Annotated in this window: 14 protein-coding genes; 5 read left to right on the top strand and 9 right to left on the bottom strand. The window is 41.3% G+C overall.

What is annotated here, in order from left to right:
• The first annotated feature begins 30 nt into the window (after positions 1-30).
• A complete protein-coding gene (locus F7734_RS13530; protein WP_155745218.1) occupies positions 31-1,743 on the top strand; it encodes an ATP-binding protein in 1,713 nt (570 codons plus the stop codon).
• Positions 1,740-3,227, top strand: coding sequence for a tetratricopeptide repeat protein (locus tag F7734_RS13525; RefSeq protein WP_155745217.1), 1,488 nt, complete (start codon positions 1,740-1,742; stop codon positions 3,225-3,227). Before F7734_RS13530 ends, F7734_RS13525 begins: the two co-directional genes overlap by 4 nt.
• A gap of 186 nt (positions 3,228-3,413) precedes the next feature.
• Here the strand turns inward: F7734_RS13525 and F7734_RS13520 are convergent, their stop codons facing one another.
• From F7734_RS13520 to F7734_RS13490, 7 genes are all read right to left on the bottom strand, one after another.
• A complete protein-coding gene (locus F7734_RS13520; protein ID WP_155745216.1) occupies positions 3,414-3,896 on the bottom strand; it encodes a DUF3368 domain-containing protein in 483 nt (160 codons plus the stop codon).
• Positions 3,880-4,134, bottom strand: coding sequence for a UPF0175 family protein (locus F7734_RS13515; protein WP_155745215.1), 255 nt, complete (start codon positions 4,132-4,134; stop codon positions 3,880-3,882). The genes F7734_RS13520 and F7734_RS13515 overlap by 17 nt, the downstream gene beginning before the upstream one ends.
• Positions 4,135-4,246: 112 nt before the next feature.
• Positions 4,247-5,158, bottom strand: a complete 912-nt coding sequence (locus F7734_RS13510) for a pirin family protein (protein ID WP_155745214.1) — start codon at positions 5,156-5,158, stop codon at positions 4,247-4,249.
• 410 nt (positions 5,159-5,568) lie between these two features.
• Entirely contained in the window at positions 5,569-6,399 is an 831-nt protein-coding gene (gene pstB / locus F7734_RS13505) for a phosphate ABC transporter ATP-binding protein PstB (protein WP_155745213.1), read from the bottom strand.
• Between the two features lie 116 nt (positions 6,400-6,515).
• Positions 6,516-7,418 (bottom strand): phosphate ABC transporter permease PstA, encoded by a 903-nt coding sequence (gene pstA / locus F7734_RS13500; protein ID WP_155745212.1) that lies wholly within the window; start codon positions 7,416-7,418, stop codon positions 6,516-6,518.
• Between the two features lie 4 nt (positions 7,419-7,422).
• Complete coding sequence (gene pstC, locus F7734_RS13495) at positions 7,423-8,355, bottom strand: phosphate ABC transporter permease subunit PstC (RefSeq protein WP_155745211.1); 933 nt, start codon at positions 8,353-8,355, stop codon at positions 7,423-7,425.
• 118 nt (positions 8,356-8,473) lie between these two features.
• Positions 8,474-8,923, bottom strand: coding sequence for a substrate-binding domain-containing protein (locus tag F7734_RS13490; RefSeq protein ID WP_243146863.1), 450 nt, complete (start codon positions 8,921-8,923; stop codon positions 8,474-8,476).
• Positions 8,924-9,488: 565 nt separating this feature from the next.
• On the opposite strand from F7734_RS13490, the gene F7734_RS13485 reads away from it, so the two are divergent.
• The 3 genes from F7734_RS13485 (at position 9,489) to F7734_RS13475 (ending at position 12,682) form a co-directional block, all read left to right on the top strand.
• Positions 9,489-10,073, top strand: coding sequence for an IS607 family transposase (locus tag F7734_RS13485; protein WP_155745210.1), 585 nt, complete (start codon positions 9,489-9,491; stop codon positions 10,071-10,073).
• A complete protein-coding gene (locus F7734_RS13480) occupies positions 10,051-11,274 on the top strand; it encodes an RNA-guided endonuclease TnpB family protein (RefSeq protein WP_166481891.1) in 1,224 nt (407 codons plus the stop codon). Before F7734_RS13485 ends, F7734_RS13480 begins: the two co-directional genes overlap by 23 nt.
• A 310-nt stretch (positions 11,275-11,584) precedes the next feature.
• Positions 11,585-12,682, top strand: coding sequence for a Gfo/Idh/MocA family oxidoreductase (locus F7734_RS13475; RefSeq protein WP_166481887.1), 1,098 nt, complete (start codon positions 11,585-11,587; stop codon positions 12,680-12,682).
• 424 nt (positions 12,683-13,106) lie between these two features.
• Here F7734_RS13475 and F7734_RS13470 read toward each other — a convergent pair whose 3' ends face one another.
• Together F7734_RS13470 and psaM are read right to left on the bottom strand one after the other, a co-directional pair.
• The gene (locus F7734_RS13470) at positions 13,107-13,511 is read right to left on the bottom strand and encodes a hypothetical protein (protein WP_155745209.1); all 405 of its coding nucleotides are present in this window, start codon (positions 13,509-13,511) and stop codon (positions 13,107-13,109) included.
• 223 nt (positions 13,512-13,734) lie between these two features.
• A complete protein-coding gene (gene psaM / locus F7734_RS13465; protein WP_347566191.1) occupies positions 13,735-13,827 on the bottom strand; it encodes a photosystem I reaction center subunit XII in 93 nt (30 codons plus the stop codon).
• Positions 13,828-14,203: the final 376 nt, after the last annotated feature.

The following is a 14,203-nucleotide window of genomic DNA, read 5'->3' as shown; positions in this document are numbered from 1 at the left end:
ACTAGGGTTAGAATTTGCCGGAAAATCACTATGAACGATCGCTTGGTTTCTGTGACCCCATCTTTGCGGCGAAAGCTAAAGTCGGCATTTCAGCAACAGTTCAAGTCAACAGAAGATTTTTTGCTGAAGTGGAATCAGCAGGCGGATACTCTGAGCAAATCTCCTTCAGAAGCTGACATCGAGAACATTTTGTACTCGCACACCCAAAGCACTTGTGTTTACTGGATAATTAATGGTGTTTGTCAGTTACTACTTAACCGACCTTACAGAGATAACAGCCTAAAACAAGTACCTTTAGAGTTAAAACACAAGCTGCGTGACAAGTTTCACGAACAATTCAAGGTACGAGGACAGATTGCTTGGGGAGAATTTGGTGTCGCTTGGGGAAGGCATCTTAACGATCCAGATCCTCCTCGACATCAAACACTCAGAAGTTTTTTCGCTAATGAGGAACGGGACTCCTGCGAACATTGGTTAGTGAACGGGTTATGTCAGCTGTTGCTCGATTGTTCCTTTGATGAATGGATGGAACAGGGGTTGGAAAATTGTCAGAAACTTCTACCTGGTGAGTTCCAATCCCCAATCCCTAATCCCTTATCTTCAATAACTCCCCAGATTCGTCTTGATACAATTCTGTGGGTAGGACGCACGGCGTTGGTTGCTAAGCTAGAACATCAGTTGCAAGAAGACTGTCGAGTTTTATCAATTGTTGGGATAACTGGTATTGGAAAAACATCTCTTGCAATGCGTCTGACTTTAGAATCCTCAGTAGCTATAAGGTTTCAAGAACTATATACTGTTAGCGTGGATCGCACGTTATCTAATTTTTTAGAAGTAGCACGTCAACTTTTGGGAGAAAGTATAGCACAAGAAGAAAAGCTACAAAAGGAACCCGATTTGTTGGTGCAGGCTGTAGTCAATAAGTTGCGATCGCAACCCTGTCTGGTAATTTTAGATATGGTTGAGGAAATTTTAGAATCAGATGGCGAAGGAAGTCATCAATTTAGCGAGCCAATTTTTACAAAATTCTTCGAGCAAATTGTTAAAGCCGAACAAATGCCCAGTCGGATCGTTTTGACTTCTCAAGATTTGCCCCCAACGATCGCAGAAGGACGATACCCATCACGAGTACATATAGAAAGACTCAAAGGGTTGGAAGAAACAGAAGCTCTTGAATTGTTTGAGAGTTGGGATGTGCGTATCCGTGGAGAAGTAGATTTAGAAAATCTCAAGCGAATTATTCGCGTTTACGAAGGACATCCTTTAGCTTTACGAGTCATTGCTGGTGAAATCCGTATGCCACCCTATAATGGAGATGTTCAAGCATACTGGTACGATTACGGTGATGAAATTACGGCTGTAGAACGCATGAAAGGTACTTCAGAAGAAAAATCAAGGGAAGATAAACCTCGGATCGATCGCTACAGTATCGGCTTAACAGATTTAGTCAAAAAACGGATAGACCGTACTTTTACCCGTTTGTATAAAGCAGAACCATTAGCTTGTTTGATGCTTTGCCAGGGAGCCGTGTATAGACGCGCTGTTGAGCGTTCTGCTTGGTTGCTCGCGATCGCCGAACATTCTCATGAAGCCCAAGCCTCTGCCTTTCAATCACTTCAGCGCCGATTTCTCTTGGAAGAGGAATATACCGAGCGTAAAGTTTTGTATCGACCGCACAGCCTCATTCGCCGAGTGGCATTAGATCGCTTAGCTCAGTTAGAAGTAGAGGTGTTACCATTGTGAGCCATGAGTTTGGTAAACCAGTAGAATTACAGAAGCTTTCCCCATCAGAAATTTTGCATATTTGCTGCGATCCAAAGGGTGAATTACGGCTCGCGTCACCAAACACTCAAGTTGAGCGGATGGAATTTCCCCAAACAACCCAAAGCTCATCAATACCAGTTCTTAGAAAATTAAACGCTTTAGAGGTATCTCACCTTAAAGCCGCTTTCTATTGGTTAAATGTCTATAACCCAGAACCTGAGACTTCTCGCTTAGAACAAGTACGCGGTTATCTAGAAGCGTTCCATCATTTGTGTGAAATCTCTGCTTGGCGATCCGCTTACCAAATCCTCTTTACACCAACAAAGACTGCTGATGCTAAACAATTGTACGAGCAACTCAGGAGTTGGGGTTATTACTCAGAACAAATTGAACTTTTTAGTCGTCTTCTCGGTAAGCTAGATTCTGAGGTAGACTGTTTTTGCTTGCAAGGTTTGGGTCGTGCTTATGCTTACTTAGATCGAGTCCCGCAGGCAATGAGCTACTACAAGCAACAGTTAGAACTTGCAAAGGAAATTGGTAACCGACAAGCAGAAGCACAAGCGCTAGGTGGATTGGTTGGTGTTTATTCCTCATTAGGACAGCATCAGACTGTACTGAATTGCCTTCAAAAGCAGTTAACTGTTGCTTGTGAAATCAAAGCTAGCAAAGAGGAAGGACAAGCGCTAGGTGGACTGGGTGCTTATGCTATCTTGAGAGGAAATTATCGTCGTGGAATCAAATATTGCCAGCAAGCGTTGGCGATCGCGCAATCGATTGATGACGAAGAACTGTCCGCGCTGGTTTTGGGATGGATGGGAGGGACGTATTTATCTAGAGGAAAATATAAGTTAGCAATTGAATACTTACAGCAGCAATTAGCAATTAGCACCCAAATTGGGAACCAATGTCAAAGATATTTAGCCTCATACTATCTGGGCAATGCCTACAATCTTATAAAGCAGCCTCAACTTGCCATTGAGTACTTAAGTGCAACTCTCAACTTCGCTCGCGAAACGTCTTCAAAAGCGACAGAAGCATCGGCATTAACAGCTTTAGGTTCTGTATATGCTGACATAAAACAATATCGAGATGCTCTGAAATACTATCAGCAAGCTTTGGAAATAAGTCGTGCGATTGCAAACCCAACAACAGAAGCAGGAATACTGTTTAATCTCTGTTATTGCTATGGTTGCTTGAAACAACCCGATCTAGCGATTGAGTACTTGCAGCAAGCTCAAGCGATTTCCCGTGAAACCGATTCCAAGGAAGCAAAAGAGCGAGAGTTAGCGTGTTTGGCAAATCTTTATTTTCATCAAGATCGATATTTTCAAAGCTTGTGGTTAGTCATGCAGAGTTTAGTCATTTTACCTCCATGGACGAGTGCTAACAGTCGCTTAATCTTGGAGAGAACCCTTGCGGAAACAATTCGATTTTTTCGGAGGCTTTTGGCGATCCCCGCCTAGTATTTAACTGTATTACAGTGGTTTTCAATTGGGTGCAATACATACAAACGTTATGGAACCGCAGCCTGTAGCGGACGAAAGCAGATAAATCTGTACTTCATTCAAGTGAGAACCGCCATAGTTCTGATGGGGTGTCAGAATCCCCCAAGAAAACAGAAAACATTACAGCCCGCCATACTAAAAACCTCACTGCATCGAAATTTGAGCCAATAACTCTGGTGAAATCCGAAATCCAGCTTTATTTACCAAGTCGTTAAAAACAGGCTGTAATGATTTGAGTTCACCTGTCTGTTTAGCTCGAAGCAGAACTCCCAAAACTCCTGTTACACTCAACCCTAGAGATTTGGCAACTTTCCTTCCTTCACGCTCATCCAAAAGCGTCCAATCCGCCTTAAGCTCAATGGCAAGGGCGATCGCCTCAGCTTCCCCTCGATCCAGTGTTTGTTTCAGTAGTTGAGCAAGCGGTTCATTGCTCACCTCTTGAGTTTGAATCCATCCAGATGAAATTGCTTCACGAATTGCTTGAGAACCAAGTCGTTCTTCATTAACTTTCAATTCCTCCAATACCGCATTGGGAATCAGAATTTCGCCGAATTGCCGACGCAAGAGTTCAAGCTGACCTACAATCGCCAGGTTGAGAATTGGTGAAGTGTTACTCACTACGGGCATAGTTTAAGTCATCATCCAATTCTTCAAAACCATAATGGCGAAACACTCCACGACGAGAGAGCAACTGCCCAAATTCATATTTGTCCGTCTCCGCAAGTTCTCGCGCTTTCCCAAAGGAGAGGATGTCTTGTGCATAAAGAGCAATGGCGAGTTCCCTACGCAATTCCTGCTCAATACGCTGCTCAGGTAGGCGAAGGGCTTGTAAGATGGAGTCAGAGATCGAGATTTGTAGTCCCATCTTTACTTAATGTTGTAAAGGTTTGTCCATTACTATCATGGTACACTCAGCGATCGGTCTTGAGAGCTTATATTTCAACAAAGTATCCCCTTAAAACTTATGCGGTCAAGTACTAACTCAACGGTTGCACCTCATCAGATTGAACTTTACCAGGTTCCAAAATCTCTCCTGGTAGTGGAATAAACTCTGTTTCGTCCGGAACCTTGCCAAAGAGACCTTCTTGCCAGTCTCGTTTTGCTTGTTCAATTCGCTCGGGACTGCTAGAAACAAAGTTCCACCACTTGTAGCGCTTGCCTACAGATTCACCGCCAATGACAATACAACGGGCTTGAGTGCTTGAGGCAATCTCAATGGAACCACCAGATTCTAGAACAGCTAATCTATGCTGTTCTAAAGGTTCGCCATTGATACTTAGACCTTCAGTAACGCTGTAAACTGCTCTTTCGCTGTAGTTATCGGGCAGTACAAAGCGTGTTTCAGGCTGTAACAATACGTCTAGATAAAACATGGGGGAGAAAGTTTCAACTGGAGAGGAGCGATCGCAAGCTTGTCCAGCAATCAGCGTTATCGTCACTCCATTTTCACTCCAAACAGGTAAATCCTCAGCCGGATAGTGGCGAAACCAAGGCTCAGTTTCCTCATGTTCTTGAGGAAGGACTACCCAGATTTGGATAGCGTGTAGAGTCGCTTCTCGATCGCGATCGCTTGGGGATCTTTCTGAATGAACAATTCCGCGTCCTGCTGTCATCCAGTTAACTGCACCGGGAAGAATTTCTTGAACGCTGCCTAAACTATCGCGATGCAGCAACACTCCTTCAAATAAGTAAGTTACAGTTGCCAAATTGATATGCGGATGTGGTCTTACGTCTACACCTTTGCCCGGTGGAAAAATTGCCGGACCGAGATGGTCGAAAAAAATAAATGGACCAACCATTTGGCGGTGTTCGTGAGGTAAGCTTCGCCGAGCCTTGAAGCCCCCTAAATCCATAATATGGGGCTTGAGGAGTTGACTGATAGTAGACATAAAATCATCTGGCTCAAGTTTTCTTCCACATCCAATATATACCTTAACTGGTTGCTCTCACCTCTTACCTCTGTGTACTCTGCGCCTCTGCGGTTCAATAAATGACTTTAAAACCGCAGAGACACAGAGGTCGCAGAGAAAAAAGATGAGAAATTGCCGACGAATCAAAATTTTATGAGTCACCTTGACAGGGCTAGCATTGCCCACCCTACGCTTCTATTCAACTGACTGCGCGAGGCTGAGCCTCTCAAGTAGGCATTCCCAGGCTGAGCCTGGGAACGAGGGAGTGCGCAAGGCTGAGCCTCTCAAGTAGGCATTCCCAGGCTGAGCCTGGGAACGAGGGAGTGCGCGAGGCTGAGCCTGGGAACGAGGGAGTGCGCGAGGCTGAGCCTGGGAACGAGAGAGAGCACTTAGCCGAAACGCCCACTAATGTATTCTGCTGCTTCCTTAGTTGCAGGAGTATCAAACATTTGCTCTGTAGGACTGAACTCGACTAATTTTCCTCTACGTTTGTTGTGTTCATCGACTTCGGTATTGAAGAAAGCTGTCCAGTCAGCCACTCGTGAAGCTTGCTGCATATTGTGAGTCACCATAATGATGGTGTACTGTTCCTTAAGTTCAAGACAAAGTTCTTCAACTTGACGTGTAGAGATGGGATCTAAGGCAGAACAGGGTTCATCCATCAACAGCACATCGGGCTTCATTGCGATCGCTCGTGCTATACAAAGACGTTGCTGTTGTCCTCCAGATAACGCTGTCCCCTTAGATTTCAGTTTGTCTTTTACTTCATCCCATAGAGCTGCTTGACGTAACGACTGCTCTACCAGTTCATCCAAATTGCCTTTATAACCATTGGTACGTGGTGCAAAGGCAATATTTTCGTATATGGACTTAGGAAAAGGATTTGGTCTTTGAAAAACCATCCCTACCTGTCGGCGTAACTTTACTGAGTTAATATTTGTGTCGTAAATATTTTTGTTGCGGTAATGAAGTTTTCCCTTAACCTCTGCACCGGGGATCAAATCGTTCATCCGGTTAAAGCAACGCAACAAAGTACTTTTCCCGCAACCAGAAGGACCAATAAAGGCTATGATTTGCCTTTCAGGAATATTCAGATAAACTTCCTGAAGTGCCATAAATCCACTGTAGAAAACTCTAACACCTTCGACATCAAAAACTAAGTTATCTTGTCGAGATTGTGTTGCGCTGTTTGGTCGGTTTCTTGCGTTGTTGTAGGTCATGATTTAATTGTTAGTTGTTAGTTGTTAGTTGTTAGTTGTTAGTGGTTGGTGGTTAGTTGTTGGTGGTTGAGACGATGCCCAATCCCCAATGCCCATCCCTCATTGCCCTATCAATGTCATCGCAGTAGCGAGTATTTTTGTCGGATGTAGATTGCTGCGCCGTTGAGAATTAAAATCACGAGCATTAAAGCAATAATGGTTGCTGCTGCTGAGTTAGAAAAACCTGGCTCTGGACGAGTGATGTAGGAGTAAATTTGGATGGGCAATGCCATAAATCGTTGGAACAAACCAGGGCTAAATGTCAAGAAACTTACCGCTCCAACTACAATCAGAGATGCAGCATCACCAATAGCACGGGAGACTGAAATAATCACACCCGTTAGAATCCCTGGAACAGCATAAGGTATGACATGATTGCTGATGGTTTTCCACTTTGTGACGCCCAAACCATAAGAAGCATTTCTAAGAGAATCGGGAACCGCACGAATTGCTTCTCTAGAAGTCACAATAATAACTGGTAAAGATAGCAAAGATAAAGTTAGCGCTCCTGAAATCAATGCGGGGCCAAAGCCTAAAAGATAATTGAAAACGCCTAATCCTAGCAATCCGTAAACGATAGAAGGAACACCAGCTAGATTACTAATATTAATCTCGATTATATCTGTCCACCAGGTTTTTGGTGCATATTCTTCGAGATATAAAGCTGAGCCTACCCCTATAGGTACAGAAACTAAAATTACGATGAGACCTAACAAAAGACTGCTGATAATTGCAGGAAGAATACCACCGCGATCGGGAAACCTCGAAGGTGTTTCTGTAATAAAACTTGGTGTTAAGAATCTTCCTAATCCGTCACTACAAATATCAAAAATCAGGAGAGCAAGGACAAATAAACCAACGAGTAACCCAAGCAAAAACAGGATTTCAAAGACTTTCCCTACTGTTTCTCTATGGTCTATGTTGTCGGTAAACTCGTCTACTCCTTGTTGAAAATTCTCTGGATGAATTGAATTAGCCATGTTGTTAATCGTATTTCTCCTTAAAGCGTTTTGTAACCCAGTTACTGGCAATATTGAGAGCCAACGTTAGCAAAAACAAAACGGCTCCAACAGCGTATAAAGTCTTGTAATTCAAACTCCCACGAGGACTGTCTCCTCCAGAAATTTGAGCCATGTAAGCTGTCATAGTTTCTACTGACTCAAAGAGGTTAACAGTTAATTTTGGCTGTTGTCCTGCTGCAATCACAACCGTCATTGTTTCACCCACAGCACGAGAAATTCCCAGAATAATTGAAGCGGTAATCCCCGAAAGAGCAGCAGGTAAGAGAATCCTAAATATGGATTCGAGTTTTGTAAGTCCCAATGCGTATGCTCCTTCCCGCAAAGCACGAGGAACGGCTTGTATGGCGTCTAAACTAATAGAACCAACGGTAGGGGTGATCATAACTCCCATCATTAAACCAGCACTTAAGGCGTTAAAAATTTCTAATGGGAGAAAACTCCGCAGAAAGGGTGTCACAAATAAAAGAGCAAAGTAACCATAGACTACTGTGGGTACCCCTGCTAGCAGTTCTACCGCAGGACGTAAAATGGCTGCTACTTTTGGTTGAGCATATTCACTCAAATAAATAGCAGAAGATAAACCCAACGGAATTGCAACAGCCATTGCAATGACAGTAGTGAGTAAAGTCCCATTAATTAATGGCCATACCCCAAAATGTTTATCTGCAAATAGCGGTGTCCATTCTGTATCTAAGAAGAACTCACCTAAGGATACTTCTTGGAAAAATTCAAACGCTACTTGAAAGATAATGACGACAATTCCCACAGTAGTGAGAATTGAAACTAACCCACAACAGAATAAAATTGTTGCAATGATTTTTTCTTGAATGTCGTCAGTTGATTGTTTTTCAATTGAGCGATCGTAACCGTCGTTTAAATAGTTTGCGCCCCGCATAGTTATACCATTTTGGATTTTGGATTTTGGATTTTGGATTTAGACAGTCTCTTCTATTTGATATCAATTATCAGTAAACAGATTGCCAATTTTACCATTAGCCATTAGCCATTAGCCATTAGCCATTAGCCAACAGACATCTCAAAAATTTATTGTTGTGATTTGCTATGACAGCTATTCCGTCAAGCGCAATAGGCAACTCGACAAATTCAATTCCTTTCTTACGACAAGCTTCAATTTCTTCTTTTTTGATGGAACGTGATGCCCCAGCAATATCTATTTGAGCAGAACAGAACTTACTCATACCGCCACCAGTACCGCTAGAAGCAATACTAATCTGAGCATCGGCTTTAACCTTTTTGAATTCTTCTGCAACAGCTTGATGGAGAGGATATCCTACAGCTCCACCATCAACACTTACCTGTTTTTCCTTCTCTTTAGTACCACTACAAGCAGTCATGCTCAAGGCAAGCAACATGAGTAAGTTTGGTAAAACTTGATATTTTAATTGAACACTGGATAACATTCTCACTTGATTAACTATTTTTGTATGTATAAAAAGTTGCATTTTTAAAGTAAGTGTAACGTTCGCAACCGAACCATTTTAGAATTAAATTAATTATCAACAAAAATTAAAATTCATATTTTCATACTCTTAGGGAAAAATAGCCATCAGTGATATTGATGCAGAAAGGCTGCATAAGGAACTCTTTTGACTTATTCCACAGTTGTGGAATAAGCCACAGCAATACTCATAGAGAGTACTGTTAAAATGGGGAAATGTTTGAGTCCAATGATATTAACCTCAAAAGTTTCAAAAGTCCGGTCTTGTTATTTATGAGTGTTAACTCAGTTTAGAAACTATCCCTAAATTTCGGTATTTCGATAAGTTTACCGTATCCTTACCATCAATTATATTGAAAAATTATAAATTTACACATTGCAAAACACAGATTTGTCATTTTTTTTTGACTTAATTCTATTGACAAAATATTAATAATGTGTTTAATTTTTCAAGAAATCCTGGGGTTCACCGTCATTACTAGTAGACAATTTAAGTACTAATTTATAGATATTTCCGAAAATATCTTAAAACGTGTGTTACTATGAAATAACAATTAATCACACGTTTTATGGTCAGATATGTCACACCGAGAGAAGCGATGCAAATCCTCCAAGTCTCGGAAAAAACGCTTAGAGACTGGGACAAAGCCGGAAGAATTACCACTATTAGAACTCCTGCGGGACATAGAAGGTACGACATCGACTCTGTCCTCTCTCCTCAATCAACCAAGCAACGAAAAACAATCCTTTATTGCAGAGTCAGTTCTCATAAACAACGAGACGATCTCAACAGACAAGCAGATTATCTCCAATCCCTCTTTCCCAAAGGGGAGGTCATCAAAGAAATCGGTTCAGGACTCAACTACAAGCGAAAAGGACTACAAACCCTTTTGGGACAAATTCTGTCTGGAGATGTCGAACAAGTTGTATGCAGCTATAAAGATAGACTTGCAAGATTCGGAATTGAACTCATCGATTACATCTGCATCCACAACAATACAAAACTCGTGGTTCTCAACCGCATTGATTTGTCTCCTGAACGAGAAGAGGTTGAAGACATCTTGGCAATTATCCACGTCTTCAGTTCCAAGCTCTACGGACTCAGAAAGTACAAACAAAAAATCAAAGAAGATCCGGATTTACCCGGAAGCTAACTTAAGGATAATTTACAGAAAATGGTATGCAGCTTGTCGTTGGTGTTACAATGCAGCAATTGCTTATCAAAGAGATTGTTTTCTGAGGAATGAAAAGCAGCCTACTAAATATCAATTAAGAGACTTAATACTTAAATTGAGTCCTGATTGGGTTGCGGAATGTCCTTACTCACCACGAGAGGAGGCAGTATTTGATGCTAAGGTTGCTTTTTCAAAAACGGCAACTAAAAATAAGCCAACGCCAAGGTTTAAATCGTATCGGGAGCCTGTAAAAAGTTTGCGAATAGGGGCTAAATACTGGGGTGCAGTTTATGATAGGAAGGGAAACTCTAAACAGATTATTGGATTCACTCATTACATTTCAAATAAAGCGATAATAAACGGCGAAACAGTTGCTATCAAGGATTTACAACTTAATCCAGTTGAACCGCTATGTGAAGAGATGCCTTCCGAATTTACTATCTTGCTTGATAAGGGGAGATGGTTTATTTGTTTTAGTATTCCATTCATCCCTCTAGAAAATTCGCAAAGAAATTGCATCGGAATCGATCCGGGTGTCAGAACTTTTTTAACTGGGTTTGATGGGGAATCTATTTTAGAAATTGGAAATGGCTCAATCTCTCAAGTAGCGATTCTTTGTCAACGCTTAGACCAACTACAATCTCAAATAGCAAAATCTAAGGGAAGGAGAAACAAAAGATTAAGGTGGAAGTTAAGACGACAATCAGAAGCGTTAAGAACTAGGATTAGAAATCTTACTAACGAGATTCATAATAAAGCTTCGGTTTTCTTAACTAAAAACTACAAGCACATTTTCTTACCAACTTTTGAAACATCTAAAATGATTGTTAAGAAAAGACGTAAGCTAAACTCTAAAACAGCTAGAAATATGCTTACGTGGTCGCACTATAGGTTTAAACAGACTCTCAAATTTCATGCCTTGAAGCGGGATTGTGTTGTGCATGATGTTACAGAAGAATACACAAGCAAAACTTGCTCAAAATGTGGGCACATTCATGAAAAATTAGGCGGAAATAAAAAATTTAAGTGTCCTAATTGTAACCATGAAATTTCAAGAGACTGGAATGGCGCAATTAATATTTTCATCAAATCTATCAATGATTTGGTAAATGCTTCAGCTATGGTTGAAGCTGGGGAGGATATACCCCAATACACGGGAGAATTTAGTACTTGTTACTAGTTTTTACTGGGTTAAATGATATCCGCAAATACCTAGAATTTGAGCTTTCGTCTCAACACCGATCTAGGTTGATATCTGCCATGAGGTATTGGTGTTTTTTTATCCTTCACCATGTGGTCTCTTGGTTTTGGATAAGGAAATTGTAGGTTGGGTAGAGCGGTAGCGTTACCCAACAAATGCTGATAAATGTTGGGTTTCGTTCCTCAACCCAACCTACGTGTTTTCGGATTTTTGGGCTTAACCGACAAGTATTGGATGCTATACTGTAGCAATCCTATTTGATTTGTGAAATAAAGGAAATAATCAAGCAGTGATTGGCGTTGCAGTTGTTGGCACGGGATTTGGGCAAAAAGTTCACATACCAGGATTTCAAGCTCATCCTCACACGGAAGTAGTTGCTGTCTATAGTCGAGATTTAGAGAAAGCTGCATCGATCGCGCAATCTTACAATATTCCCCATGCCTGCAATACGGTAGAAGAGATTGTTCGATTACCTGAAGTACAAGCAGTTAGTATTTCCACACCGCCATTTTTGCATTACGAAATGGCAAAAGTCGTGCTGCAAGCCGGGAAACACCTGTTATTGGAAAAACCCGTCACCATGAACGCAGCCCAAGCTCAAGAACTGTACGAGTTAGCCAAACAAAAAAGTGTTATTGCTTCTGTCGATTTTGAATTTCGGTTTGTACCGGGATGGCAATTGTTTTCCGAACTCTTGTCTCAAGATTTAGTTGGTTCCAAGCGTTTCATTAAAATAGATTGGTTGGGTTCTTCTCGTTCGGATGCAACACGTCCCTGGAATTGGTATTCTCGTAAAGACCAAGGAGGCGGTGCATTGGGTTCCTTAGGTTCCCATACTTTTGATTATATTCACTGGTTATTTGGTCCTGTACGCAGATTGAACGCTCATTTCAGTACCGCCATTTCTCAAAGACCATACCCCAAAACGGGAGAATTAAAGCCAGTGGAAACAGATGATACCTGTATGCTGACCCTAGAATTGGCGGATGGAACTCCTTGTCAAGTTTCTATTAGTGCTGTCGTACATGCACACCGCACTCATTGGATAGAAGTTTATGGGGATCGCGGTAGTTTAGTGTTGGGAAGTGAAAATCAAAAAGATTACATCCACGGATTTCACGTTTGGGCTTCGAGTCCGGGTAAACCTTTGGCTGAAGTAGAAATACCAAATCGATTGCTATTTCCAAAAAACTTTGCAGATGGTCGAATTTCTGCATTTATCAGAGTTGTAGACCAATGGGTTCAAGGGATTGAGCGCCAGCAGCAAACAGTTCCATCTTTGAAAGAAGGCATTTATTCTCAGTTATTGATGGACTTATCCCACGAATCAAATAATAAGTCAACTTGGGTAGATGTCCCTTCTTTAGAAGAATTTTTAAATAAGTAATTTGTCATTGGTCATTGGTCATTGGTCATTTGTCATTTGTCATTAGCCATTAGCCATTAGCCATTAGCAATTAGCAATTAGCAATTAGCAATTAGCCATTAGCCATTAGCCATTTGTCATGTATATATGTCTTTTGGAGGGGGTGCGATCGCTACTTCGTCAAGGAAAATAGAGCTGTCACAGGAAACCTGTTTTGGCAAACACCGATAACCCCGAAAGATTCGGGGTTTTTGTATGGGGACATAAAGATATGTATAGGCGATCGCATAATTTGATTTATTTCTTTAGGATGGTGTGAAAGGTTGTTACACAAATGACAATACAAACAACACTGGAATACGCTGCATAGATTAAAGCACCGTAGACCCCGATAACATCGGGGTTTTTTATTTATATATAGTTTGAAAAAATTTTGAATTACCAATTAATCTGCTTCTGATAGTTCCACTTCAGTCCTGTTTTTGGGGAACACGACCTGACGCTGAGAAGGGTCAAATCGGTAGCCCTCTTCTTGCATAATCGTTTTAGTTTGGCGTGGGTCAAAGTTCCGACTAAATTCAGCTTGCAAATCATCAACCCGTTCTTCGAGCTGGTTCACATCAACGCGAATAGCTCTTAGCTTTTCTTGCTGTGACCAGTGATAGGGTAAAAGCTGAATTAGAGCAGAAATTGCTGCTGCTGAGATGACAATATTCACCCCTATTTTTACTGTAGTTTCCACAGCGAGCACTTGATACGAGCGTTGACGAAGACGCCGCTTTGGGCGAGGAGTAACTCGACGCTTTTCTATTGGTTGCAGCGGTGGTCTAGACGGTTGAAAAGCATTCATGGTAGTAAAAAAATAATCGTAAACCTACACCACAAAAAGCGCAGCTGCACTTATTGCGATTTTATGTGCTGTCATATTACTTCATTTTTTCAACTTGGTACACTGAGATTTTGGTAAAAAAATCCTGGCTTTACAGATACAGTTTTCAGTCGTGATGACACCAAGCCGCTAGTGCCTAAAAACCGTACTCGTAAAGCCAGGTTAATAACCTTCTACAAGAGGGTTACGAATTATAAAGTGATGTTACTAAACGCCAAGCCAGAACTCCTGGAATCAGCGCCACAACAAGAGCGATGTACACTTGAGTATCTGAGATACTAGTGATTTCTGCCAGATAGAGAAGATTTGCCATCGGCATGGTTTCAACCTCACAATCTCAATGATTTTGAACAGTTCGTTTACTACTTTTCCCTGTTTTGCGAAGATTGGGGAATAGGTTGTTACAAGATGCAACATAAACAGTTGTAGAGACGTGCCATGGGCTGTCTCTATGTCAAAAATTCACCTACAAAACTCACAAAAGTCAAGTTTTCTTAATAATTTTTATTAAAATATGCAAAATTCCCAATCCCCAATCCCCAATCCCCAATCCAAAATCCAAAATCCAAAATCCCCAATCCAAAATCCAAAATCCAAAATACAAAATCCAAAATCCAAAATCAAAAATCAAAAATCAAAAATAAAAAAAAAAA

This window comes from Scytonema sp. UIC 10036, assembly GCF_009725235.1.
This window is presented reverse-complemented; position numbering and strand designations above follow the sequence as displayed.